We start from the raw sequence: 24080 nt of genomic DNA on the forward strand, positions 1-24080 counted from the left end.
CATCCGCCGAATCCATGTGTTGGGATGCGTAGCGACAGGCGCTTGACTAAAGCGTAGAAAATTCGCTAGATTCGTCGAACATTGTGGCGTAGCCCACACAAGAGTCGGCATCAGTCGACACGGATTTGGTCTGCTGGACTGCACGAAGGGATAGGGCGGACAATGAGGCTTTGCTGCACTCAGCAGGGCGGACGGCGTTGATTTCCTCGGCCGCCGCCACCAAGTCCATCCGCGCCGTAGGCGACTTCTATGCGATGGCGCTGGACACGTTCGTGCTCATGTTCAAGCCGCCGTTCGCCTGGCGGGAGCTGCTTCTACAGAGCTGGTTCGTCGCACGCGTCGCACTCGTCCCGACGTTGATGCTGGCCATTCCGTTCACGGTGCTCACCGTGTTCCTGATCAACGTCTTGTTGCTCGAGTTCGGTGCGGCGGACTTCTCCGGTTCCGGCGCCGCGCAGGCAGCGGTAACCCAGATCGGCCCGATCGTCACGGTCTTGGTGATCTCGGGCGCCGCCGCGACCGCGATGTGTGCCGATCTGGGCTCACGTACCATCCGGGAAGAGCTTGATGCGCTGCGGGTGTTGGGCATCAATCCGATTCAGTCGCTGGTGGTCCCGCGTGTTCTTGCCACCACCCTGATTGCCCTCTTGCTCAATTCACTCGTGTCGGTCATCGGCCTTGGCGGCGGGTTCTTGTTCTCCGTCTTCGTCCAGCACGTCACACCGGGCGCCTTCGCCGCTGGCTTGACGTTGCTCACCGGGTTGTCCGACGTGATTGTCTCCTTGTGCAAGGCTGCACTCTTCGGATTGGCGGCCGGCCTGATCGCTTGCTACAAGGGCATTTCCGTCGGTGGTGGCCCTGCCGGCGTCGGTAACGCGGTCAACGAGACGGTCGTCTACTCGTTCATGGCGTTGTTCGTCATCAATGTGATCGTCACGACGGTCGGCGTGGAGGTGGCGAAGTGAGCAGCAAGGTGGTGGTGCGGCAACGGTTTCCTCGGATGACCCGCACGGTGAGCGGATGGGCGGACGGCTGGAACCGAGTCGGTCTGCAAATGGCCTTCTATACCAAGTCGCTCGCCGAGATGCGAAACGCGTTGGTGTACTACCGGATCGAGATACTGCGGCTGATCGCCCAGATGAGTCTGGGCAGCGGCGCTCTGGCGGTGATCGGCGGAACCATCGTGATCGTAGGTTTCTTGACCTTGTCGGCTGGAGCGACCGTCGCCGTTCAGGGTTACAACTCGCTATCGGGCATCGGGGTCGAGGCGTTAACCGGCTTCACGTCCGCATACGTCAACGTGCGGCTGGTGGCCCCGGCCGTGGCCGGCATCGGTCTGGCGGCGACCATCGGGGCTGGCGCCACGGCTCAGCTCGGCGCGATGCGGATCAATGAGGAGATCGACGCGTTGGAGGTCATGGGCGTCCGATCGATCGCCTATCTGGTGTCCAGCCGGGTGATGGCGGGCGTGATCGTCGTCATTCCGCTCTACTGCGTCGCGTTGTTGATGGCATTCATTGCGGCGCGAGCGAGTACCACCTTCGGCTATGGCCAGTCGACTGGCGTCTATGACCACTACTTCAACACCTTCCTGCGTTCCACCGACGTGATCTGGTCATTTCTCGAAGTGGTCGCGATGGGCGCCGCGATAATGCTGGTGCACACCTACTACGGCTACACCGCGACCGGCGGACCAGCGGGAGTCGGCGAGGCCGTGGGCCGCGCGGTGCGCACCTCATTGGTCGTCTCGGCGTTTGTGATCGTGTCCATCGCACTGGCCGTTTACGGCCAGTCCGGCAACTTCAACCTCGCGTGACGACGATGGCCGACGCACGCGAGCAGAGGTTGCACCCGGCTTGGTGGACGGCGATCTTCCTTGCCGTGGTCGTCGTCTGGTCCTTGACTGCTACGGCGTTGTTCGAGGGCACATTTCGAAAGTTCGTACCGGTGACCCTGACGTCTGAGCGGGCGGGCCTGGTGATGGAGTCCGGCGGCAAAGTAAGGATGCGCGGGGTCGACGTCGGCCGGGTGGCCACGGTCAGCAGCGGCCCCGATTCCGTCAGCTTGCAGCTGGAAATCTTCCCCGACAAGATCCGCTACATTCCGGCCAACGTCGACGCGCAGATCAGAGCCACCACCGCCTTTGGCGCCAAGTACGTCGACCTGATCCCACCCGAGCATGCGAGCGCAGCCCGACTGTCCTCCGGGGCGGTCCTGCAGTCCCGCAACGTCAGCGTCGAAGTCAACACGGTCTTCCAGAACCTAGTGAACGTGATCAAGAAGATCGATCCCGCCAAGCTGAACGCGACGTTGACCGCGTTGGCCGAGGGTGTGCGGGGACAAGGCCAAGCCATCGGTACTGCGACCACCGACGCGAATCAGGTTCTGTTGGCCCTCAATCCGCGAATGGACACGGTTGCGCAGGACACCAAGGCGTTCATCGGGTTCAGTGACACCTACAGTGCAGCTGCGCAGAACATTCTGGCCTTCATCGACGCCGCCAGCACCACCAGTACGACGCTTACCGGCCACGCATCGTCGCTGGACTCCCTGCTGCTCAACCTGACCGGGCTGGCGCGCAGCGGCATCGATTTGTTGGGGCCGGCAAAAGACAACCTGGTCCACGCCGTCAACGTCCTGCAACCCACTACCGACCTGCTGTACAAGTACAACCCCGAATACACCTGCTTGCTGTTGGGCGCTAAATGGTGGCTCGACAACGGTGCCTATGCCGCCCTCGGTGGCAACGGCAAGTCGTCGATCCTGGACGCCGGCATCCTGCTGGGTGACGACCCCTACCACTACCCCGAAAATCTGCCGATCATCGCCGCCAAGGGCGGACCAGGGGGTAAGCCGGGATGTGGTTCGCTGCCCGATGCGACCAAGAACTTCCCAGTGCGCCAATTGATTACGAACACCGGGTGGGGAACCGGACTCGACGTCCGACCCAATCCGGGAATCGGATTCCCCGGCTGGGCCAACTACCTGCCGGTCACCCGCGGAATCCCCGAACCCCCGAGCATCCGCTACCCAGGGGGGCCCGCCCCTGGTCCGGCGCCGGCATATCCCGGTGCGCCGGCCTACGGAGCGCCGGAGTACGGGCCGGACGGGACACCGCTGTATCCACCGCCGCCCGGCGCACCACCTGCGGGCCCATGAGCCACCGAGTAACGAGAGGAGTGCGGCTGTGAGAGACAACCTGGGTGGTGCCATAGTGCGCCTGGCGATCTTCGTGACCGTCTGTGCCATGGGCCTATTCGCCATCCTCGCGATCTTCGCCCAGTTCCGCTTCCAGAAGGACCTCGTCTACAACGCCGAGTTCGTCAACGTCAGCGGATTGAAGAGCGGTGACTTCGTTCGCATCGCAGGGGTGGAAGTCGGCAAGGTAAAGGACATCTCGATCAGGCCGGACACCATTGTGGCGGTGCAGTTCAGCACTGACCCTACGGTCTTGTTGACCACGGGGTCGAAGGCAATAGTCCGCTGGGACAACCTGATCGGCGATCGTTATCTGGAATTGCAAGAAGGTGCGGGTGAGCCGCGGCGGCTCGCTGCGGGTGCGACGATCCCGACGGACAGGACCGCGCCCGCGGTTGACCTGGATGCGCTGATCGGGGGATTTAGGCCGCTGTTCCGTGCGCTGGACCCCGAGCAGGTCAACGCGCTCACCGGCCAACTCATCCAGGCGTTCCAGGGTCAGGGAGCCACGATCAGTTCGTTTCTGGCGCAGACCGCTACTTTCACCAGCACGCTTGCCGACCATGACGAGTTGGTCCGCCAGGTCATCGACAACCTCAACACCGTTCTTGGCTCACTAGCCGGCCAAAGTAAGCAGTTCGGTACGGCCATCGATTCGCTGTCGCAACTCGTGGAGGGTCTCGCTGCGCGAAAGACAGACATCGCCAACGGTTTGGCGAACGCCAACGCGGCAGCGGCAGGAATTAGCGATTTGCTGGCGCAAGCGCGCCCACCGTTCCACAACACTGTTGTGCAATCCGATCGGGTGAGCTCGCTAGTGGTGGCTGACCACGAATACGTGGAGCACCTTCTCGACGGGCTGCCCGACAAGTATCAGATCCTGGCGCGTCAGGGTCTCTACGGGGACTTCTTCAGCTTCTACATATGCGACATCGCGTTGAAGGTGAACGGCAAGGGCGGCCAGCCGGTGTACATCAAGGTGGCCGGCCAAGACTCCGGACGGTGCACTCCCAAATGAAATTCTTTTCCGAACGCAACCCCGTAGTCATCGGGGTGGTCGGCGTCGGCGTCACCGCCGCCTTGGTAGTGGGCGCGCTGAATTACAAGAGCCTGCCGTTCCTCGGGGTCGGCAAGGAGTACTCGGCGTACTTCGCCGAGACCGGGGGGCTGATGACGGGCGCGCCGGTACAGGTGTCGGGCTTGAAAGTCGGCGAGGTGGCCGACGTCGAACTCGACGGGCCCCGTGTGCTGGTCACGTTCAACGTGGACACCGACCTTCCGCTCGGTGACCGGACCGAGGCTGCGATCAAGACCAAGAGCGTGCTTGGCGCCAAGTTGCTTGACGTAACGCCTCGTGGGGAAGGGCAGTTGTCGGGCCCGATCCCGCTCGAACGCACCACGTCGCCGTATCAACTCCCTGACGCACTCGGCGATCTGGCGACAACAGTCGACGCCTTGAACACCGATCAGCTTTCCGAGTCGCTGTCGATGCTTTCGCAGACATTCCAGGACACGCCACCGGATTTGAAGGCGGCGGTGCAGGGAGTGGCGCGGTTCTCGGAAAGCCTCAACGCACGCGATGAGCAACTGCGCCACCTGCTGTCCGATGCCAACAACGTCACCGGCGTGCTCGCCGAACGCACCGACAAGGTGGTCGGGCTGATCGGGAACTCGAACGCACTGCTGGCTGAGCTGAACTCGCAAAGCGCCGCGCTGGATCAGATCTCCAACAACATTTCGGCGCTGGCCCACCAGGTTTCGGGATTCGTCGCGGACAACCGCGATCAGATGCGCCCAGCGCTGGACAAGCTCAATGGCGTGCTGACGATCGTTGACGACCGCAAGGCCAAAGTGCAGAAGTCCATCAAGCTGCTCAACGCCTACGCGATGTCATTTGGCGAATCACTGGCCTCCGGTCCGTTCTTCAAGGCCTACATCTCGAACCTGTTGCCTGGCCAGTTCATTCAGCCATTCGTCGACGCTGCGTTCTCCGACTTGGGCCTGGATCCGAATGTCCTGGCGCCCTCAGAGCTCAACGACCCGCAGACGGGTCAGCCGGGCACCCCGCCGCTGCCCGTGCCGTACCCGAGAACGGGTCAGGGCGGTGACCCGCATATGACGCTGCCCGATGCCATCACCGGAAATCCGGGCGATCAGGGGTGCGGCCCGCCCGGCTTGGCGTTGCCTGGCCCTACTGGTTGCTACCCCTACCGGGAGCCGTTGCCCGCTCCACCGCCGGGTGGCCCGCCGCCAGGTCCGCCCGCACTGGCCCCTGGGGAGACGGCTCCGCCGCCGCCCCCTGGACCAACACCGGTATACGAACCGGCGCCAAATGAAGTGGTAACACCAACGGAGGCAGGCCGATGACGAAACGTACGGGTGTCCGCATCGGACTCGCGGCCGTGCTCGCGCTCGTGCTCGTCGCCGGCGTTGCGGTGACGTGGCATACCTGGCGCGCGATCAGTAGAACCACCGTCGTCGCGTATTTCGCGAACAGCAACGGCATCTTCCCCGGCGACGACGTCCGCATCCTGGGCGTGCCCGTCGGCAAGATCGACACCATCGAGCCGCAACCAGAGCGGGTCAAGGTGACGTTCTGGTTCGACCACAAATACCAGGTGCCCGCCGACGCCAAGGCGCTCATCCTGGCGCCGTCCCTGGTGACCGCGCGCGCCATCCAATTGGTGCCTGCCTACACCGGCGGACCCGCGCTGAAGACCGACACGGTAATCCCGCAGGACCGCACAGCGGTTCCGGTCGAGTGGGACGACCTACGAGTGCAGTTGCAGAAGCTGACCGAGACACTGCAGCCCACTCAGCCGGGCGGGGTGAGCACATTGGGCGGATTCATCAACACCGCCGCCGAAAACCTGCGCGGCGAAGGCGCCAACATCCGGGAAACCATCATCAAACTGTCGCAAGCGATCTCGGCGCTCGGCGACCATAGCAACGACATCTTCGGCACCATCAAGAACCTGTCGACCTTGGTGTCTGCACTGCAGTCCAGCACCGACCTAATGGGCCAGCTCAACCGGAACCTGGCCGCGGTCACCGCGTTGTTGGCCGATGACCCCGATCAGGTGGGCCGGGCGGTGGCCGACCTCAACACCGCTGTCGGTGATGTACACAGCTTCGTGGCGGACAACCGTGAGGCGTTGGGCACCACCTCGGACAAGTTGTCCTCGCTCTCCACGGCCGTGATGGAAAGTCTCGACGACATCAAGCAGACGCTGCACGTCCTGCCGAATACGGTGCAGAACTTCAACAACATCTATCAGCCCGCCCAGGGGTCGCTGTCCGGCATCCTGGCGGCCTCGAACTTCTCGAATCCACTCATGTTCTTGTGCGGGGCGATCCAGGCCGCATCGCGGCTGGGCGGTGAACAGGCGGCCAAGCTGTGCGTGCAATACCTCGCGCCGATCCTCAAGAACAGGCAGTACAACTTCCCGCCGCTCGGGATGAACCCGTTTGTCGGCACTCAGGCACGGCCTAACGAGATCACCTACAGCGAGGACTGGATGCGCCCAGACTTCCGACCGGCTCCGCCACCCGACACTGCGCCGGCTGCCGTGCCAGGCCCTCCCGCCGACAGCTCCCCGCTGGCGGCAGAGGCCCCAGCACCACCGAGCGGGGGAGAGCCTCTGCCGACCAACCCCGCCGACGGGTTGACTGGGATGATGGTGCCGCCCGGAGCCGGATCATGACCGCCCGCGTCTGGCGCGGTTGTCTCTGGGCCGCGCTGGTAGCCCTTGCGGCGGTGACGATTTCGGGTTGCGCGAGCTGGCGGGGCGTCAACTCCATGTCGTTGCCGGGCACCGAGGGTAATGGCCCCGGGTCATACGAGGTCCAGGCGCAGCTACCCGATGTGACCAATATTCAGCAGAACTCGCGGGTTCGGGTCGGCGATGTCACGGTCGGACACATCACCAAGATCGAGCGGCAGGACTGGCACGCGCTGGTGACGATGCAGCTCAACGGTGATGTGGTACTGCCCGCCAATGCGACGGCCAAGATCGGTCAAACCAGCCTCTTGGGCACACTGCATGTGGAGCTGGCCCCGCCCACCGATGTTGCCCCCAAGGGCCGACTGACCCAAGGGTCGCTGATCCCGCTGGCCTCGGCAGGCGCCTATCCGAACACCGAGCAGACGCTGGGTGCACTGTCCGTGCTGCTCAACGGCGGCGGCCTCGGTCAAGTCCAAGACATCACAAGAGAATTCACTACCGCCTTCTCAGGCCGGGAAAACGACGTGCGCAGCTTTCTCGAGCAGCTCAACGTATTCATCGGCCACCTCGACGCTCAAAAGAACGACCTCGTCACCGCCACCGAAAGCCTCAACAACCTCGCCGGCCAGTTTGCCGCGCAGGACCCTGTGGTCGACAAGGCGCTACGCACCATCCCCGATGCACTGACCGTACTCAAGGACCGGCGCGACGACCTGACCGAAACGGTCGACCAGTTGGGCAAGTTCGGCAACCTAGCCGCCGACTCGGCAAATCAGACGAAGCAGGCGCTGGTTGCGGAACTCAAAGACATTGCGCCCGTACTGGACTCGTTGGCCAACGCCGGACCCAGCCTTACCCGCTCGCTCTCCAGCCTGGCTACGTTGCCGTGGCCGAACGAGACACTGGATAAGTGGTTCCGCGGTGACTACGGGAATTCGACCTTGGTCCTCGACCTCACCTTGAGCCGTATCGACCGCGGCCTGTTCACCGGGACACGTTGGGAAGGCGATCTCACCGAACTGGAGATGCAATGGGGCCGCACGATCGGCCAGCTGCCCAGCCCCTATACAGCGGGCAACCCATTGGTGGCGCCGTACCGATTCGATCAGGGGTCGTGACATGCGCCTAGACAGACGCAACAAGATCCAACTGTTGGTGTTCGCGGTCGTGACGCTGATCGCCGGTGCGTCCATGGCATTCGGCTACGCCCGAATTCCCGAGCTGTTCGGTGTCGGGCGCTACACCGTCACGATGCAATTGCCCCAGTCTGGGGGTCTGTACGCCACCGGAAACGTCACCTACCGCGGCGTGGAGGTGGGACGCGTAGATAAGGTCGATTTGACCGACACCGGTGTCGTGGCGGAACTCTCGCTGAAGTCCGGAGTCGACATCCCCTCCGATGTCAAGGCTGAGGTACACAGCCAAAGTGCGGTCGGTGAGCAGTTCGTTGCCTTGTTGCCGCGCAGCGGCGACGGGCCACCGTTGAAGAACGGTGACGTGATCCCACTGAGCGACACGTCGGTGCCACCGGACATCAATACGCTGCTGGGCGCCGCAAACACCGGGCTGGAGGCCATCCCGCAGGACAACCTCAAGGTGGCGGTCGACGAGAGCTACACCGCGGTCGGCGGTCTCGGCCCGGAGCTGTCTCGATTGGTCAAGGGCTCGACGACACTCTCGATCGACGCCCGCGCCAACCTTGACTCGCTCACCGCCCTGATCGACCAGTCCAAGCCAGTGCTGGACTCGCAGACGGAAACGTCGGACTCGATCGACGCCTGGGCGGCGCACCTGGCTGCGATCAGCGATCAACTACGCGACCATGACGACTCCGTCGCCGGCCTCATCGACAACGGCGGCCCGGCGGCGGCCGAAGCGAAGCAGCTTTTCGATCGTCTGAAGCCATCTCTGCCGATCTTGCTGGCAAACCTCGCCGGCATCGGCGACGTGGCCGTCACCTACCAGCCCGCGCTGGAACAAATCCTGGTCCTGATGCCCCAGACCATCGCGGCCCTTCAGGGTGGAGTGCTCGCCGATGCCCATACCAAGCCGGACTACCGCGGCGCCTATCTGGACTTCAATCTCAACCTCAACGCGCCGCCACCGTGCAAAACCGGCTATCTGCCACCCCAGCAATTGCGTTCGCCTGCGCTGGTCGACGCGCCGGATCGACCCGCTGGTGACCTGTATTGCCGAGTGCCACAGGACTCTCAGATCGCGGTGCGCGGGGCGCGCAACCTGCCCTGCTTGACCAGACCGGGCAAGCGTGCGCCAACGGTCAAGATGTGCGAGAGCGACGAGCAGTATGTACCGCTCAACGACGGCTATTACTGGAAGGGCGACCCGAACGCAACGCTTTCGGGCCAGGGCGTTCCGCAGCAGCCGTCAGCGCCCGAGGGCGCACCCGCGCCAGCGCCGCCGCCCATCGCGATCGCCCAATATGACCCGAACACCGGCTCCTACGTGGGACCAGACGGGCAGGTGTACACCCAAGCCAACCTGGCCCAGGGCGCGAAGGAGGAGCAGACATGGCAGACGATGCTGATTCCGCCGGGCAGCTGAGCGAAGCTGACCACTCGGTGAGCGAAGCCGACGACGCGGTCAGCGAAGCCGACGACGATGCCGTTGTCCGACAAGGCCGTTCGGGTGTTCGGTTAGCGCTGGTGTTCGGACTGGTCGCTGTGCTGGCGCTAACGGGTTTGGTGGGCTGGCTGGGTCACCGAGCCAGGGAAGCGCAGCAGGCTCAAGAGCTTCGCGCCATGTTTCTGCAGGCCGGCCGGCAAGGTGCGCTCAACCTGACCACGATCAGCAACACCGAGGTCGATGCAGACGTACAGCGGATCCTGGATTCGTCGACGGGCGAGTTCTACGACGATTTCGAGAAGCGATCAAAGCCGTTCGTCGATGTCGTCAAGCAGGTGCAGTCGAAGTCGGAGGGCACCATCACGGCGGCTGGCCTGGAATCGCAGAATGGCGATCAGGCGCAGGTACTCGTTGCCGTTTCGGTGAAGACGAGCAGTGTCGGTGCGCCCGAGCAGGAACCGCGGTTGTGGCGTATGCGGGTCATCGTGCAGAAGGTCGGTGACGGGGGCAAGGTGTCCAACGTCGAGTTCGTTCCATGACACCCCAACGGCAACCCCCGCACGACCACCGGATTGGAGTTCAGCGTGGCCGTTGACAATAGCGTCCTCACCGAAGGATCGTCGGTCGAATCAGGGGTAGCGCAGGAACCGATGGACGTGAGTTCCGAAGCCGCCGTCGAATACCCCGAAGAGGCCGAAGAGGCCGAACGCACCGAAGCTGCCGAGGCCCCTGGCGGCCGGCTCGGCCGGTTCTCCTGGAAACGGATGCTGGCCTACGGCGTGCTACCCGTACTGGCGTTGATCCTCGCACTGGGTGCGGGTTATCTGAAGTGGCAAGACGATTCGGCCCGCGATGCGCAGACGACCGCCGCGCAGTCGGTTCAGGCCGCCACCGACAGTGCAATCGCGATGCTGTCGTACCGTCCGGACACCGTGGAAAAGGACCTCACCGCCGCGCGGGACCGCCTGACCGGACAGTTCAAGGACGACTACACCGGGCTGATCAACGACGTTGTCATCCCCGGCGCCAAGCAGAAGCAGATTTCGGTGGTGGCCACCGTACCGGCTGCCGCGTCGGTCTCCGCGACCGAGAACCATGCGGTGGTACTCGTTTTCGTCAACCAAACCACCATCATGGGGCAGGGCGCACCCACCAGCACCGCATCGAGCGTCCGCGTCTCCCTCGACAACGTCCAAGGCCGATGGCTGATCTCGCAATTCGACCCCGTATGAGTCGACGCCGTGACGCAGACAGAGAACGGAGGCGCCCCATGATCCAATCGTTGTGTCGCGCAACGCAGGCGCTGATGGTTGTTGTCACACTGACCGTCGCCGCGGCGCTGGCGATGCCCACCGCGCACGCCGACAACAGGCGGCTCAACCAGAGCGTCGTCGCGAACGTCTACACCATGCAGCACCAAGCTGGCTGCTCCACAGATATCAAGGTCAACCCTGCGCTACGACAGGCGGCCCAATGGCACACCAACGATGTGCTCAACAACCGCAACCTCGACGGTGACATCGGCTCGGACGGGTCCACCCCACAAGACCGCGCCAACGCCGCAGGCTTCCACGGCAAGGTCGCCGAAACCGTCGCCATCAATCCCGCCCTGGCCATCAGTGGCATCGAGATCCTCAACCAGTGGTATTACAACCCCGCCTATTTCGCGATCATGTCCGACTGCGCCAACACCGCGATCGGCGTGTGGTCGGAGAGCGTTCTTGATCGCACGGTGGTCGTAGCGGTGTACGGGCAGCCCCAGTAGACCACGCGCGTCACCTCCCGGAATCGGTCGAACCGACTCCGGGAGGGTGCGGGAACTGCAGTCGATCTAGATCATGTCCGGCGGGACGACACCGTCTTCGATGCCCAGGACACGACGTCCAACCTGTTCGAAGCTGATCTGCGAGTTGAAGATGACGTGGCGAGACGCGATGTTGTAGTCACGCCAAAAGCGCTGTGCGTTTGCCGAAGTCGAGAATCCTGAAGAACCACCCAGGTCCATCAATCGGTTGACGGCGCTCTGCAGCAGTTGGATCGCCAAGGCTCCTTCACCCCGAGTCTCGATCCGCTCGTCCGTCGTAAGCAGCCGCCCCTCGCGTGCCGCGGCGTCGATGCGTTCGCACGAACCTTCGACGATCCGCCGAGCGGCCTGGACCTGCGTCGCCGCTTCGCCGATGGAGGCGTGGTAGGCCGCCGAATCGCTCTTGTGCGCGTAGATGCTGTAGATGATGGGTCCCTCGCTTCGCGAAACGATGATATCGAGGATGCCCTCTGCGCATCCGACCAAGACGCCAAGGGCTTTGGCGCGCAGGATGGGGTAGTTCGGCCAGAAGTCACTGGCCTCACGATCTTCGACGTCGATCGTGGCCGGCGGCGCGACAAGGATGTCGGAGAACAGTGCGACCTTGTCGGTGTCGACCTTGACGTCGCTAGCGACGACGGTGTCCGATCCGGTCCCCTTCATGCCGGCGACGTGCCACGTGTACTCCAATTCCACTGCCGTCATTGGCAGTGCGACGAGGGCCGGTTGCTGATCGGGTGACATAGCCGGAATCAGGGTCCACTGCGAGTGGTGAGAACCCGTCGCGTAGTTCCAGCGGCCGGAGAGGCGGTACCCGTCGGCATCGGCCACGAGTTGGCCCATACCGTTCTGCGGTGAGCAGATGCGGGGGAGACCGTCGGCGAAGACCTGATCCTGTATGTGCTTGGGAAGTTTGGACGCGAGCCACAGGCAGGAGTTGTAGATGGTGTACACCCATGCCGTCGACGGACAACCCTTGGCCAATTCGGCCGCCACCTTCGCCATCGTCTGGCTCGATTGCGCCAGCCCCCCGATGCGTTGTGGGCCGGCGAGGGCGAACAGTTCGAGTTCGGTCAGCCTTTCGACGACTTCGTGGCTGAGGCCGTTCGTTTCTTCGTGCTCGGCGGCCTTGCTCGCCAGCAGTGGCTGGACGGATCGCGCTCGTTCAATTAGGTCGCTCGTCAGATCATCTCGGAAGCCGTACGGCAAACCCGCGGCACTTGCCGATTCCGTTGGATGCACGTCGTGAACGATGGACATTTTGCGAATCCCTTTCTGATTGTTGACATTCGAGATTGCCTAGTGGGTGGCGATGCTCACCAGCGGCCACCATGGCATCGCAGATGCATTGGGGCGCCGGAATATTCGGCACTCCACTTGCCGGTCAGCGCGCCGTACGGCAGCGGTCTCGAGTTCGGCGGTTGCCATGGTGCCTCCCAGCCGGGGACGAGTAGGCATGTCCAGGCATGTGCTGGACAAACGGGCGGGAGCCCGACACCTGAGTGAGGTAGTGCAGATGAGCGTAACCCAATTTGACTGTAAGTCAATGACTCATAGTCGACGAAGTTTCCAGCCTTGAAGTCGCTGCGCGAAGCTCACCGGTGGGCGACCTGGCGCTACGCCGCGGGTCGCGCGCCCAGGCTCGCTTCTATGCGTGACTGTTCTGGTGGCCATCCGCCGCGCTAGGAGGAACTGCCTGCAACTGCTTGATCGCTCGGTCAACCGACGGAGCGAGAGTGGTGTCGAGCTTTGCCGCGCCGCGCAATGCGGCGATGAGTTGCTCGAAGAGGCGGTCGGTGAGTTCGGTGACGTCGAACGTCTGGCCGTTCTGGTGCCAGAAAGCCAGCACGGCGTCCGCGGCACCGGTCGCGGCGGCCAGCATCATCCGCATGGCGGGGTTGTGCGAGTCTAGGCCCACGTCGGCGCAGCCTCGGTCGATCTCGCGCCACCGGAGTTCGTCGAAGAAGGCCCAGGCCTCCGGATCGGCGCCTTTCCCGCCCATTACCAGTCGCGTGCCAAGGCCGGGGTGTCTGGCCAGGTAGGCGAATTCGTTGTAGTACCTCTGGCGTATCTGTTCGCCGGGCGGCAGCGTGGTATCGACCTGATGGGCTTCCTCGAATTCGCGAGCCGCCTCCTGCATGGCCGCGAGGTACAGGCCCCGCTTGTTTTTGAAGTAGTGGAACAGCAATCCGTGTGCCACACCGGCCGCGGCAGCGATCTCCCCGACGGCGACTTCGTCGTAATGGCTCGTCGAGAAGGCGTCGACCGCCACCTCGAGTATCCGTCGGCGCGTCTCCTCGGCCTGCGCCTTTCGGGGCGGAAGTTCTGTCCTGGTGTCCACGCGCGGCCCTTCCTGGTCGCGAGCGATTCGGACCACGGCCAATTATGGTCCATGGACGCCTCGACTTCCCGATCGCAAGTCATTGACTTCAAATCAACAGGGTCGTAGTGTGAGGCTCCGCACGTCGATGCGAGTCGCGCCTGCGCCGCCTGACCACAACAGCCGCCGTATCAGCCGACCTCATGGACGTCGTGTACTCAGATGCCGAGCCCTACCTCTTGGAGAAGACGATGGACACTCGCCCCCGCCTTGCACACGTCGTGCTTCAGACCCCGCAGCTGCCCGCCATGCGGGACTGGTATGCAAAAGTTCTCGGCGCCCACGTCGTCTACGAAGAGTCCATGATGTGCTTCCTTACCTTCGACGAAGAGCATCACCGCGTGGCTTTGATCGGCCTGCCGCCGGAGCTGCTCGTCGAGCGAACCCCGGTCACCATCGGAATGGCGCACTCCGCGTTCACGTTTCCTACGCTCGGTGACCTCGTCGACAAGTACCTGGAACTCAAGGCGGACGGCATCGAACCCCGCGTGCCCGTGCAGCACGGGGTGACCACCTCGATGTACTACCGCGACCCCGACGGCAACATGGTCGAGTTGCAGATCGACAACTTCGCTTCGGCTGACGAGGCCACCGACTACATGCGCGGCAGTGAGTACGCCGCAGATCCAATTGGTCCCAGCTTCGACCCCGACGAACTGGCCGAGGCCTACCGGGCCGGCACGCCGGGGTCCGGGCTGATCAGCCGAGCCTGGGCTCAGCAGTCGCCCCAGCTCAACGTACTCGAGCTGATGACGACCTAGCACGACCCCCAAGAGGCGACAGAGAGGTATGTCATGCGGTTGCTCAATCTCGACGGGCGGATAGCCCTCGAGAGGGACGGTCTGGCCGTCGACGTGGAACGTGCGAGTGACGGCGCGTTCTCGCCGAAATTTCAAGATGCCTTCGACCGTTGGGACGACTTCCGCCGATGGGCAGACGTTTTGAACGGTGTCGAGGGTGTGGCGTTCGACCCTGCCGACTTGACTGCGCCAGTCGGGGATCCGCGTCAGATCTTCGCCATCGGGCTGAACTACCGCGGCCACGCGGAGGAAGCCGGCGTCGAAATCCCGGACACTCCAATGGTATTCACAAAGTTTGCCTCCTCGATTACCGGTCCCTATGGCGCCATCACGATGCCTCAGGGATCGGTGGATTGGGAGGCCGAGCTCGTTGCGGTTATCGGCCGTACCGCCAAAGGCGTTGCAGTGGAACAGGCGTGGGACTACGTCGCGGGACTCACCGCGGGCCAGGACCTCTCGGAGCGAGACCTTCAGATCAAGCCACCGGCACCGCAGCAGTTCAGCCTTGCGAAGTCCTATCCAGGTTTCGCCCCGATCGGGCCTGCGTTGGTGACTCTCGACGAGTTCATCGACCCAGGCGATCTCGAGATATGGTGCTCGGTCGGCGACGAACGAGTCCAGGCTGCACGGACCCGGGACATGATCTTCTCCGTTCCCGCTGTGGTCTCCTACTTGTCTCAGATCGTGACGCTCCTACCCGGTGACCTGATCTTCACTGGCACGCCAGAGGGTGTCGGATTCACGCGAACACCGCAGCGCTACTTGCGATCACACGATGAACTCACCACGTTCATCGAGGGAATCGGAACGATGCGCCATCGCATGTGTGGCCCGCAGGAGCAATACTCATCATGAATTCAACCTTTGCCATCGACGGCGAAGTGCTCTGGGAGCCGACGGCGCAGCGCGACGTCCGGATGGCGCGCTACGTGCAATGGCTGGCCGATACCCACGGCCATGCCTTCGCCGACTACGACGAACTCTGGGAATGGTCGACCAGCGACCTGTCCGGGTTCTGGAGGTCCGTCTGGGACTACTTCGACGTCGTGGCCGAAGGAGACCCGACGCGAGTGCTCATCGATGAACACATGCCCGGAGCCGAGTGGTTCCCGGACGTGCGATTGAACTATGCCGAGAATCAATTGCGCGGTGACGACCACGAGACCGTCGTGACCGCACTGTCGCAGACCCGCGACCCGATCACGTTGACGCGAGGGCAACTGCGTGAGCAGGTGGCGCGGGCTGCCGCCGGCCTTCGCGAAATCGGCGTGCGGCCAGGAGACCACGTCGTCGGTTACCTGCCCAACGTCCCAGAAGCCCTAGTCGCCATGCTCGCTACCACCAGCATCGGTGCGATCTGGGCGGTGTGCGCACCGGAACTCGGGGTCCGCAGCGTGCTCGATCGCCTTGAGCAGCTTCATCCCAAGGTGCTCATCGCGGTGGACGGATACCGCTACGGAGTCAAGCCCATCGATCGCGCCGAGGAAGTTGCGGCGATCGAGGCGGGGTTGCCGACTCTTTCGGCCACGGTTCGGGTGCCCTATCTCAAGGCGGCTTCCGCGGCGGGATTGACGTGGGACGACTTGATCGCCACACCAGCGGCGCCTCGATACGAACGCGTGCCGTTCGCGCATCCGCTGTGGGTGTTGTTCTCGTCGGGCACCACGGGTCTGCCCAAAGCGATCGTGCATTCCCACGGTGGCATCGTGGTCGAGCTGCAAAAGACGCTAGGGCTGCATTCGGACCTCGGACCGGACGACTGCTACTTCGTGTACTGCACCACGACGTGGGTGATGTGGAACATCCAGGTGTCGGCATTGCTTTTGGGTTCATCAATCGTCATGTTCGACGGTGACCCCACTCATCCCGGTGCCGATCTATTGTGGCGGGTCGTCGCCGACTATGAAGTGACGGTCTTCGGTGCCGGCGCGGCGTTTCTCATGGGGTGCCGCAAGGCTGGACTCGAACCCAAGGACGACTTCGATCTACACGCGCTCCGCGGCATCACTTCGACGGGATCACCATTGCCCGCAGAGGGTTTTCGCTGGATCTACCACGCCGTGAAACCAACGCTCTATCTGCAGTCCACCAGCGGTGGTACCGACGTGTGCACCTCGTTCGTTGGCGGCACCCCGTTGCTGCCCGTACGTGCGGGAGAGATCACCGCCCCGGCCCTGGGTGTGCTGGCCCGAGCGTTCGACGCGGAGGGCAACGCGGTGATCGATCAACTGGGGGAGCTAGTCATCTCCAAGCCCATGCCCTCGATGCCAGTGCGCTTTTGGAACGATGGCGACGGCAGCAAGTACCGCGCCGCCTACTTCGACCAGTATCCGGGTCATTGGCGTCAAGGTGACTGGGTCGTCTTCAACTCCCGCGGCGCCTGCGCCATAACTGGGCGCTCGGACGGCACCCTCAATCGTGGTGGAGTCCGGTTGGGTACCAGCGAGTTCTACTCGGCACTGAGCGACATTCCGGAGCTCGAGGACAGCCTGGTCGTCCACCTCAACGATCCATCCGGAGGGATGGGATCGCTGCTGCTCTTCACTCAGATGCGCGAAGGCGCGCGACTCGACGATGAACTGCGCGATCGCGTCGTTCGCCAACTGCGCGAGCGACTTTCGCCGAGACACGTCCCAGACGACATCATCGAGGTGCCCGCGATCCCGTACAACCTCACCGGCAAGAAGCTGGAAGTGCCAGTCAAGCGCCTACTTCTCGGAGCGCCGCGCCACTCCGTCATTTCAGAAGGCGCCGTGAGAGACGCGCGCGCGCTGGACGTCTTTGAGCAGTTATCAGTCCGTTTCGCGCCGGCACGGTCCTGAATCCCCGGCCTCGAATGAGGAGAAACCATTGCTAGACATCAAGATTCCAGTTCTGATTGTTGGCGGCGGCGCGTCCGGGCTGATGACTTCGATCATGCTGTCGCACTACGGAATTGACAGCGTGTTGATCGAACGCCACGAAGGCACGTCCATCCTGCCCAAGGCCCACTACCTCAACGTGCGGGCAATGGAGATGTTCCGGCAGTTCGGGATCGCCGATGACGTCTGTGCCGTTGGTGCGAAGGTTGCCAACATGGCGTCGGTCAGCTGGCAAACGAGTTTGGCCGGTGATGGGCCGCTGCAACAAAAGACATTCCACAAGATGGACTGCTTTGGTGGCGGCGAACTGGCCGAACGATACGAGCGAAGCAGTGCGTGCCGCTCGACGAACCTTCCGCAGCTACGTCTTGAGCCGATCATGCGGCGTCACGCCGATGTCAGGGCACCGGGCAAGATCCTGTTCAACCACGAGCTCGTCGAGATGACCTCGACCTCCGATGCGGTCGAAGCGACCATCGTCTCGCGCGACACTGGCGAGCAGTTCACGGTGACCGCCGACTACCTCGTCGGGGCCGACGGCGGCAGGACGGTTGGTCCCATGATCGGGGCATCGATGGTCGGTGCCGACGACATCCTCGACATCGTCACCACCCACCTCAAAGCCGATTTCTCGCAGTGGTGGCAGGACGACCTCCTCATCGCCCACCTCCTGAATCCCGAGGCGGGGGCCTACCCGTCGGGCGGTCTGCTGGTACAGATGGGCCCCACGTGGGGCAAGCATTCCGAGGAGTGGGCGTTTCATTTCGCGTTCCTGCCGACGGACGACGCTGACCTCACCGAAGGCGAGTTACTGGCGAAGATTCGCCAACTCCTCGGTGTGGGTGACATTCCGATCGAGATCCTTCAGATCAGCCATTGGTCGGTCCAGGGTTCCGTGTCGGACAAGTACTCCGACGGGCGCGTGTTCTTGGTCGGAGACTCCGTCCACCGGCATCCGCCGACGACCGGGCTGGGCATGAACACGTGCATTCAGGACGCGCAGAACCTCGCCTGGAAGCTCGCCGCGGTCCTAAAGGGACAGGCTGCGCCGACGCTCTTGGACACCTATGCCGTCGAACGCCAGCCAATCGGCGTACGAATCGTCGACTGGGCGATGTTCACCATGCAGAACCATTTCGTCGTCGACGCCGGCATCGGGCTGTTGCCGATGCCGGTACCGCCGGAGGTGCACCGGGCGACCTTCGAGGCGTTCTTCTCCGATACCCCGATGGGTGCCGCCCGGCGCGCACGCTTCGCGGAAGTCATCGAGACGCAGCGCACGGAGTTCCAGGCCCATGATCTGGAGATCGGATACTCCTATCCCGCAGGGGCACTCGTACCGGACGGATCGCCAATGGCGCCGGTGGACCCCATGGGTTCGAACTACCATCCAACGACGCGACCGGGCCATCGACTACCCCACGCATGGCTGGAGGCCGGTGGTTCGCGAGTCTCGACCCACGACTTGGTCGGCAACGACGGAAGATTCGTCCTCATCACCGGCGCTCAGGGCCAGGCCTGGGCCAGGGCGGCCAAGATGGCAGCGGAGAAGTTCGGTGTCGACATCGCCGTCGCCGTCATCGGCGCCGACTATCGCGATGTCGACGGCCAGTGGGCCAACGTGCGCGAAATAGCCGACGACGGAGCGCTACTCATCCGTCCCGACAACCATGTGGCCTGGCGCAGCACGGCGTCCGCGGTTGACGCCAACGACATCCTCATCAACGCCATCGGCACCGTACTTCAGCGTTGACCCGTATCACCCATCACCCACACAAGGAAGAGAAGAAACATGGGCTCAGACAAGAGCAAGGCCGACTTCATCGAACCCATCGCGCTCTTCGGCAGCGATCCGCAGGCGGTCAAGGAGATCGCCGACATGGAGAAAGCCGTCGAGGCGAACTACAACAGCGAGTTCCTCAACGACCCAGATGCACCGCTCAAGTACTACATCGAGCACCCCGATGTCAGCTTCGTCGACATCCTTGCTCCCGGTCACTACTACGGGTTGGACGTCCGCAATTGGTTCAACTACATCGGGCCGCAATTCGTCGGTGAACTTGGCTTGATCAACATGCGCATCTTTGCCAAGAACGACGTCGGATTCTGCTACATGCACCAAACCTACGAAGGCACGCTCGACGACGGCAAGAACTTCTTCTGGAAGATGCGTCAAACCGACGCCGTGGAGAAGATCGACGGGGAATGGAAGATCCTGCACACCCACCTATCGTTCGCTGCCATGCCCCAGGCGAAGCATCCCGACACCTGGGTAGTCGACTTTGAGATGCCGCGGCTGCCGCTGCCGTGGGACGTCGCGCCGAAGTTGGCCGGAGGCTAATCGACGGGGTCGCTGGGGTCTAGGTCAGCCAGCCGTCATGCAGGTGCATCGAGCGCCGTACTCGGAGAAGGAAACCCACCGTTGGCGGCGTTCATCGCTGCGGGAAAGGTCGGCTTGGTCGGGTTCAACATGCCGGCAGAGCACACCGCGGTGAACCTGTAGAAGAAACGTGGTCGCAATGAAGGAACCGGGAATGGTGGTGGTCTCACGGCGCCTTGATGATGTCCGAGTTCGACCACACCCCTGCTGCGAGAAGGGAACTGAGCCGCTTGATGATCCAGCCGCACTATCGGTGCGGCAGCGTGCATCGCTAGGGGCTTGCTGTTTCGCCAACCCGAAACTAGTCGTTGACATGAAATCAACGAACTGCTTAGAGTGTGACCTGTGATCGGAGTCACCGGCGCTTTTGGCCACTAAGGAAGTTGCTCATGCCCAAGCTCGCTGTCGCTGGGATAGATGTTCGCTCCGCCCGGGGTACGTCGGGTCACGATGAAGAGTTGCCAAATCAGGGCGCCCGTGAGGTTTTCGTCGGTGAAAGAAGCGCGCCGACGTCTGCTGCCAGGCCGTAGTACCGATCGGAGGTTGGCGTCCTGACTGCGACTGGCTTTCAGATTCGTCGTTGCTCGCATCAAGGTTGGACCGAGCGATGAGTAGGAGCCGGTCGGTGCCGACGGTGCAGTGCAGCAACTAGATCTGACATCTCAACCAATCACTTTTCGACGAAGGACGAACTATGACCGGAAGAGTTGCCGGCAAAGTCGCGCTGATCACGGGCGCTGCCCGAGGTCAGGGACGCAGCCACGCAGTGTGCCTCGCCGAGGAGGGCGCCGACATCATCGCGGTGGACATCGGGGCGCAGGTCGACTCGGCGCCCTACAAAACAGCCACGCCATCGGACCTCGATGAGACGGCCCGTCAGGTCGAAGCCGCGGGCGGGCGCATCGTCACCCGCCAAGCCGACGTCCGCGACGGCGACGCGTTGACCGCGGCGGTCAACGAGGGCGTTGCGGAGTTGGGTCGACTCGACATCGTCTGTGCCAACGCCGGAATCCTGTCCATCGGGGCGTCGCACGAGCTGACCGAGCAGGAATGGTCGGAGATGATCGACATCAACCTCAGCGGCGTCTGGCGCACCACGAAGGCTGCCATTCCACACATGGTCGGCGCAGGCAACGGCGGATCGATCGTCATCACCAACAGCGCGGCCGGCCTCATCGCACTGCCGGGATTGGCGCACTACGTCTCTGCCAAGCACGGTCTCGTCGGCCTGATGAAGACACTGGCCCTCGAACTCGCGCCGGTGGGCATCCGGGTCAACAGTATCCACCCGACCACCGTGAACACCGACATGACCCAAAACGAGCCCACATACCGAGTGTTCCTCCCGGACGATCCGGAGCCGACCCGGGAAAAGTTCGCCGTACCCGCTGCCGAGATGAATGCCCTGCCGATCCCGTGGATCGAGTCCATCGACGTCACGAACGCGTTGCTGTTCCTGGCCTCCGACGAAGCTCGGTACATCACGGGAGCGGCGCTGCCCGTCGACGCCGGAGCGGTGATCAAGTGAACCTCGCATACGTAAGCGCAATCCTGGACGCTCCCGCCGCGAAGGTCTGGTCGGTGATCGGCGACTTCCATGGCATGGCGGAGTGGGTCGCGATGATCACCACATCGGTGCCCGAGAGTGACGTGGGAGTCGGTTCGATCCGCCGTGTGACGGTCGACGACGGCCGCGTCGTGCGCGAGCGGCTGGTCGCATACGACGATCCCGGGCGCCGCTACTCCTACGAGTTCGCGGACGAGCCGGCCCCCTTCCCAGTGCGGTCGTATCTGGGCACCCTGCATCTCCTGCCGATAACCGAGAGCGATCAGACCTTCCTCGAGTGGTACGGCGAGTTCGACTGCGAGGCAGAGCTGGTCGAGGAAAACCGTGCGATGTTCACCGGTATCTACACGGTGTTCATCGGTGACCTGCGAGGGCATCTGAAGGCACTTCCGTAAGCCGTTTTCACTCCGGAGGCCTTCGGCCGCCTGCACGCGAACAAGGAGATGCAGTAGTGGGCGAGGCAACCGGAACGTTGACAGGCAGGCGGGCGTTGGTGACCGGCGGCGGTGAGCAAGGCCGGCATGGTCATGATGACCCGCACCCTTGCCCTGGAGTGGGCTCGAGAAGGTGTCCGCGTGGTCGGCATCGCCCCCGGCAAGATCGACACCGATCTGGTCGCGCCCGTCGTCACGTGGACGGAACGGAACCAGTTGGACCTAAATCCACAGCGCCGGATCGGGACGGGTTCGGAGGTCGCCGACCTGGTCGTGTACCTGACCTCTGACGCTGCTGCATACATCACGGGTTTCACGGTTCCGATCGACGGCGGTGAATTGCTCACGACCGGTGCCGAACCGGGGCGCTAACGTGAATCACCCCGGTTCCGGCTGGTCAGTGCGATCGATACACGAGTCACGAACCGATCGGCTAACGCTATTGTCAAATAGTTGCCATCACCGTAAGCTAGTTGATGTGAGCTCCCGCACAATTGGTTTCATCGGCATCGGCCGACTGGGATTGCCGCTTGCGAAGCGGGTGATCGACGCAGGGTTCGCGGTGATCACCACGAAGCGCGGTCGCAGCGACGAACTCGTACGCCTAGGCGGCTGCATACCCGGCAACGGATCGCCACGCGCGGTCGCCGAGAACTCCCACGCCGTCGTCACGTGCATGCCGTCGGTGTCAGCCTTCGAGGACGTCCTCTATGGCGCCGAGGGCATTCTGAGTGCCGTCTCCGTGCCGCCGCTCATCGAGGTAAGCACCCTGCCGTTGGAAGTCAAACTCGCTGCTCGCCGAAGACTGCTATTTGCCCGTGCCGGGATGATCGACGCTCCGATCAGCGGTTCTCCAGCGATGGTGGAACACAACCTGGCAATGATCTATGCGAGCGGCGACCGTGATCTGTACCTGGAGTTCGAGTCCGTCCTGCATGCCATGTCACCTGACACGACGTACGTCGGTTCATCAGTGAACGGATCGAAGTACAAGGTCGTCGCCCAAACGCTGTCCACCAACAACGCCACAGCGGCGGTGGATGCAGTGGCCTTTGCGCAGCGGGCCGGGCTCGACCTGGCTGAGGTCGCCGAACTCATCGCCGACAGCCCTGGTGCCGCTTCGGAAGAGTTCCGACTCCGCGCCCAGCTGATCGCCGCGAGCAGGCTCGAGGGATGGCCCGGCATCGGCTCGCCGGCGGACATGCTGACCGTCGCTGCGGAGCACTACCACCGGTCCTCGAGGACGGCCGCCGCGGTTCCGAGATAGCCGAACGTGTCGAGGAATATTCGCTATCCCGAGCAAAACTCGGTTCCGTTGGGCAACACCTAGGCCGATCCGAGCTGTTGCAAATCGCCATCGACTACGTCAACTATTGGGCACGGATGTAAACTGCTCGCGTATGGCCATGGTAGCTGTACCACGGCCTCGCTTGGCACGAGGAGATGGGGAGACGGTGGACGCGGCGAAACCCTTCGGCACGGCCGATCGGCCGGTCAACGCCAAACGGGGCAGAAAGCAGAATTCGGTAGCGGGAACCGGTACCTCAAGCGTTCGCAAGGAGCTCGTCGAGAATCAGATGTATGAGACCGCGGCCAAGCTGTTCGCGCACCGTGGCTTTGCCGGCACTAGCCTGCAAGACATCGCCGACGAGATGGGTATCACCCGCCCCGCCCTCTACTACTACGTGAAGAGCAAGGACGACCTGCTTGCCAAGCTGATTACCGAAATCACCGAAGGCAGTACGAGTCAAATACTCGCCGTGGCCAGCGACTCCAAATTGGATGCCGCCCAGAAGCTTTCCGGAATCGCCTACGTCATGGCGCACAACCGCGCCATGCAACCGACACGATTTCTATTGCTGTCACGATCGGAGGCGGAACTCTCCGACGCGCTGGCCGACGTCCACGAGAAGACCAAGCGGGCGATGCTGCGCAGCCTCATCGGCGTGATCGACCAGGGCGTTGAGGCCGGACAGTTCCGCCCAATCAATCCCCGTTCGGCGGCACTGGCCGTCATCGGGATGTGCAATTGGGTCGCGTCGTGGTTTCACGAGAAGGACGCCGCTGGTGCCGACCAGGTCGCGCGCGACATTGCCGATTTGGCTCTCGCAAGCGTCGCGCAGTCCCCCGACAGGGTCACCGCGGCGACGGGACCGCGTGCTGCGGCGGCTCTACTGCGTCAGGACCTCGCCTTTCTCGAACGGCTGCTCGACGACTCAGATCGCGCCGAGCAGCCGAACCAGGACATCGACGCCTCGGGCTAGGCGAGCTGACATACGCCCCGACTAACAGTATTGTCAAATAGTCGGCTTCACCGTAAACTTCCTTGCATCGCGGGTTGATCGGAT

At 63.1% G+C, this 24080-nt stretch carries 23 protein-coding genes; 21 read left to right on the forward strand and 2 right to left on the reverse strand.

The annotated features are described in order from the left end of the window. The first annotated feature begins 254 nt into the window (after positions 1-254). The 11 genes from SLQ33_RS26780 to SLQ33_RS26830 all read left to right on the forward strand — a co-directional run bounded on the left by SLQ33_RS26780 (position 255) and on the right by SLQ33_RS26830 (position 11271). A complete protein-coding gene (locus tag SLQ33_RS26780) occupies positions 255-965 on the forward strand; it encodes an ABC transporter permease (RefSeq protein WP_319457096.1) in 711 nt (236 codons plus the stop codon). Between the two features lie 35 nt (positions 966-1000). Beyond that, a complete protein-coding gene (locus tag SLQ33_RS26785; RefSeq protein WP_319457097.1) occupies positions 1001-1816 on the forward strand; it encodes an ABC transporter permease in 816 nt (271 codons plus the stop codon). A 5-nt stretch (positions 1817-1821) separates the two neighbouring features. Further along, positions 1822-3159 carry an MCE family protein gene (locus SLQ33_RS26790; RefSeq protein ID WP_319456939.1) on the forward strand — a complete coding sequence of 446 codons (1338 nt, stop codon included), beginning with the start codon at positions 1822-1824 and terminating at the stop codon, positions 3157-3159. A gap of 28 nt (positions 3160-3187) precedes the next feature. Continuing rightward, on the forward strand, positions 3188-4216 hold the full coding sequence (locus tag SLQ33_RS26795) for an MCE family protein (protein ID WP_319456940.1): 1029 nt from the start codon (positions 3188-3190) through the stop codon (positions 4214-4216). After that, on the forward strand, positions 4213-5565 hold the full coding sequence (locus SLQ33_RS26800; RefSeq protein WP_319456941.1) for an MCE family protein: 1353 nt from the start codon (positions 4213-4215) through the stop codon (positions 5563-5565). The genes SLQ33_RS26795 and SLQ33_RS26800 overlap by 4 nt, the downstream gene beginning before the upstream one ends. Next, positions 5562-6902 carry a virulence factor Mce family protein gene (locus tag SLQ33_RS26805; protein ID WP_319456942.1) on the forward strand — a complete coding sequence of 447 codons (1341 nt, stop codon included), beginning with the start codon at positions 5562-5564 and terminating at the stop codon, positions 6900-6902. Before SLQ33_RS26800 ends, SLQ33_RS26805 begins: the two co-directional genes overlap by 4 nt. Beyond that, the gene (locus SLQ33_RS26810) at positions 6899-8041 is read left to right on the forward strand and encodes an MCE family protein (RefSeq protein WP_319456943.1); all 1143 of its coding nucleotides are present in this window, start codon (positions 6899-6901) and stop codon (positions 8039-8041) included. The genes SLQ33_RS26805 and SLQ33_RS26810 overlap by 4 nt, the downstream gene beginning before the upstream one ends. Before the next feature lies 1 nt (position 8042). Then, entirely contained in the window at positions 8043-9485 is a 1443-nt protein-coding gene (locus tag SLQ33_RS26815; RefSeq protein WP_319456944.1) for an MlaD family protein, read from the forward strand. Beyond that, positions 9452-10045: a hypothetical protein gene (locus SLQ33_RS26820; RefSeq protein ID WP_319456945.1), complete on the forward strand. Its 594-nt coding sequence runs from the start codon at positions 9452-9454 to the stop codon at positions 10043-10045. The genes SLQ33_RS26815 and SLQ33_RS26820 overlap by 34 nt, the downstream gene beginning before the upstream one ends. A 111-nt stretch (positions 10046-10156) precedes the next feature. Continuing rightward, positions 10157-10738 (forward strand): hypothetical protein, encoded by a 582-nt coding sequence (locus tag SLQ33_RS26825; protein ID WP_413467743.1) that lies wholly within the window; start codon positions 10157-10159, stop codon positions 10736-10738. Positions 10739-10812: 74 nt separating this feature from the next. Then, positions 10813-11271, forward strand: a complete 459-nt coding sequence (locus SLQ33_RS26830; RefSeq protein WP_413467741.1) for a CAP domain-containing protein — start codon at positions 10813-10815, stop codon at positions 11269-11271. 66 nt (positions 11272-11337) lie between these two features. On the opposite strand, the gene SLQ33_RS26835 is transcribed toward SLQ33_RS26830, so the two are convergent. Further along, entirely contained in the window at positions 11338-12570 is a 1233-nt protein-coding gene (locus SLQ33_RS26835; RefSeq protein WP_319456947.1) for an acyl-CoA dehydrogenase family protein, read from the reverse strand. Positions 12571-12958: 388 nt separating this feature from the next. Further along, complete coding sequence (locus tag SLQ33_RS26840) at positions 12959-13582, reverse strand: TetR/AcrR family transcriptional regulator (RefSeq protein ID WP_319456948.1); 624 nt, start codon at positions 13580-13582, stop codon at positions 12959-12961. Between the two features lie 251 nt (positions 13583-13833). On the opposite strand from SLQ33_RS26840, the gene SLQ33_RS26845 reads away from it, so the two are divergent. The 10 genes from SLQ33_RS26845 to SLQ33_RS26890 all read left to right on the forward strand — a co-directional run bounded on the left by SLQ33_RS26845 (position 13834) and on the right by SLQ33_RS26890 (position 23996). Continuing rightward, complete coding sequence (locus SLQ33_RS26845; RefSeq protein ID WP_319456949.1) at positions 13834-14451, forward strand: VOC family protein; 618 nt, start codon at positions 13834-13836, stop codon at positions 14449-14451. A gap of 33 nt (positions 14452-14484) precedes the next feature. Further along, positions 14485-15345: a fumarylacetoacetate hydrolase family protein gene (locus tag SLQ33_RS26850; RefSeq protein WP_319456950.1), complete on the forward strand. Its 861-nt coding sequence runs from the start codon at positions 14485-14487 to the stop codon at positions 15343-15345. Then, positions 15342-17312, forward strand: coding sequence for an acetoacetate--CoA ligase (locus SLQ33_RS26855; RefSeq protein ID WP_319456951.1), 1971 nt, complete (start codon positions 15342-15344; stop codon positions 17310-17312). Before SLQ33_RS26850 ends, SLQ33_RS26855 begins: the two co-directional genes overlap by 4 nt. 28 nt (positions 17313-17340) lie before the next feature. Continuing rightward, on the forward strand, positions 17341-19104 hold the full coding sequence (locus SLQ33_RS26860; protein ID WP_319456952.1) for an FAD-dependent monooxygenase: 1764 nt from the start codon (positions 17341-17343) through the stop codon (positions 19102-19104). Positions 19105-19143: 39 nt separating this feature from the next. Beyond that, positions 19144-19692: a YybH family protein gene (locus SLQ33_RS26865; protein ID WP_319456953.1), complete on the forward strand. Its 549-nt coding sequence runs from the start codon at positions 19144-19146 to the stop codon at positions 19690-19692. A gap of 733 nt (positions 19693-20425) precedes the next feature. Further along, positions 20426-21259, forward strand: a complete 834-nt coding sequence (locus SLQ33_RS26870; protein WP_319456954.1) for a mycofactocin-coupled SDR family oxidoreductase — start codon at positions 20426-20428, stop codon at positions 21257-21259. Next, on the forward strand, positions 21256-21693 hold the full coding sequence (locus tag SLQ33_RS26875) for an SRPBCC family protein (RefSeq protein WP_319456955.1): 438 nt from the start codon (positions 21256-21258) through the stop codon (positions 21691-21693). The genes SLQ33_RS26870 and SLQ33_RS26875 overlap by 4 nt, the downstream gene beginning before the upstream one ends. Before the next feature lie 111 nt (positions 21694-21804). Further along, the gene (locus SLQ33_RS26880; RefSeq protein ID WP_319456956.1) at positions 21805-22104 is read left to right on the forward strand and encodes an SDR family NAD(P)-dependent oxidoreductase; all 300 of its coding nucleotides are present in this window, start codon (positions 21805-21807) and stop codon (positions 22102-22104) included. Positions 22105-22210: 106 nt separating this feature from the next. Continuing rightward, on the forward strand, positions 22211-22999 hold the full coding sequence (locus SLQ33_RS26885; RefSeq protein ID WP_319456957.1) for an NAD(P)-dependent oxidoreductase: 789 nt from the start codon (positions 22211-22213) through the stop codon (positions 22997-22999). A gap of 106 nt (positions 23000-23105) precedes the next feature. Beyond that, positions 23106-23996 carry a TetR/AcrR family transcriptional regulator gene (locus SLQ33_RS26890; protein WP_319456958.1) on the forward strand — a complete coding sequence of 297 codons (891 nt, stop codon included), beginning with the start codon at positions 23106-23108 and terminating at the stop codon, positions 23994-23996. Positions 23997-24080: the final 84 nt, after the last annotated feature.

Origin of the sequence: Mycobacterium sp. RTGN6, from assembly GCF_033804605.1 — a bacterium.
Classification (GTDB): domain Bacteria; phylum Actinomycetota; class Actinomycetes; order Mycobacteriales; family Mycobacteriaceae; genus Mycobacterium.